This is a genomic window from Desulfuromusa kysingii, from assembly GCF_900107645.1.
Lineage (GTDB): Bacteria > Desulfobacterota > Desulfuromonadia > Desulfuromonadales > Geopsychrobacteraceae > Desulfuromusa > Desulfuromusa kysingii.
Map to the genome: position 1 here is coordinate 1 of NZ_FNQN01000027.1, position 1,566 is coordinate 1,566.

Here is a 1,566-nt window from a genome sequence, read left to right on the forward strand (position 1 = left end):
TGACTTTGTCCTTGACCGCTAAATGCGTCAGAAAGGCATTGATTTCACTCTCACCCATATCTGCCGGATGGCGTTTTTGATGAAATAAGATATAATGCCGAACCCACTGGCAATAGGTTTCTTCCGTGCGTGCGCGATAGTGCCTGACGCGTATGGATTCCCGCATCTGATCAAGCAGTTTTGGTGGTTGCCCTGTACCATCCGCTTGAGATGGTAGCCCCCCTCTTTTTGTCATACCCCCTCGCTAATACTCGTTCTTTAAACAAAAAACACCGCCAACCAGCTTGATCCCGGTTCTGCGGTGTTCAGATTTTGTTTATAAGTCTTTCTTTCCACTCTTCCCCCCCCTAAGTGAAATGAAATCACAACCTCGTGTTATTCAAGCCGTATTTTACTATTTTGTCAAGCTGCAATAATTTGCCTTAACGGGTGCGCATCTATTATATATGTGACTACACGAGCTTTAATGTTTTCCATTCATTTCACAACTTAGAAAATTTGAATCCGAGAAAGGTCTGCCATCTAGCATTTTTCCTTCGGTCTCAAATATCAGGTCAAAAAGCTTTTCAAATGTCTATGGATTTTTGAAATAAAGAACTGACCCTATTTTAGCGTCTATTGTAAATGTAGTTCTTAAAGTAGAATTAAACATAATCTTTGACCAATCAATAAAGCATGCCCTTCTGATAGCATTTAAAATCCCTCCACGTTGCTATCAATAGACTTGATTATTTATTTATGATAGCCTAATATCACAGAGTCTTTGTACCGATTGATAGTAATAGGCTATATAAAAAAGGAGGACCACTTGGCTAATATCGGATATGCAAGAGTCAGCACAACAGGACAATCTCTTGAGATTCAAACAAATCAGCTTGAATCTCACGGCATCGACAAACTATTTAAAGAAAAAATTAGCGGAGTTAAGAAAGATAGACCGCAATTAATGGCCTTACTTGATTATGTCCGTGAAGGTGACAATGTCATAGTTACTAAAATAGATCGCATTGCCAGAAGCACAAGGCACCTTTTAGAAATCGTTGATACCCTTCATGAAAAAGGCGTTACTTTTAAAGTCCTCAACATAAACCTTGACACTAGTTCTCCAACAGGAAAGATGATGTTGACAATGTTAGGCGCTATAGCAACTTTTGAACGAGAAATGATGCTGGAACGTCAAGCCGAAGGAATAGCCAAAGCAAAAGCAGAAGGTCGATACAAAGGACGTAAACCAACTGCTCGTGCAAAAATGGATGAGGTCATTAATTTAGCAGAGAATGGCTTAACTCGAAAAGCCATCGCCGAACAACTTGGGATAGGCATTGCTAGTGTTTATAGAATACTCAAGCTTAGTAGAGAGTGACTTTCCCCCTTTTATTAGAAATAATATTCCCCCGTTGCCGGTGAAGATAATACAGAGCAAACCAAAGGTTTTGATCAGGTGGAGCAATAATCAATCGGCCAGAAAAAGTTTCCTTAACATTTTCAGGATGAAGTTTCGCTAAACTACTCTACTTCCGAGGGTGTAAAAAACTTTGTGTAAATGGTCACAGTCGGTTACAACTC

At 39.7% G+C, this 1,566-nt stretch carries 2 protein-coding genes; one reads left to right on the plus strand and one right to left on the minus strand.

Features of this window, described 5'->3' with window-relative positions; translation table 11 throughout:
• Positions 1–235, minus strand: a 235-nt coding sequence (locus tag BLU87_RS17055) for a site-specific integrase (protein ID WP_175498448.1), incomplete at its 3' end; no start/stop codon positions are given.
• Positions 236–808: 573 nt separating this feature from the next.
• Here BLU87_RS17055 and BLU87_RS17060 point away from each other — a divergent pair.
• Positions 809–1,363 carry a recombinase family protein gene (locus BLU87_RS17060; protein WP_092351048.1) on the plus strand — a complete coding sequence of 185 codons (555 nt, stop codon included), beginning with the start codon at positions 809–811 and terminating at the stop codon, positions 1,361–1,363.
• Positions 1,364–1,566: the final 203 nt, after the last annotated feature.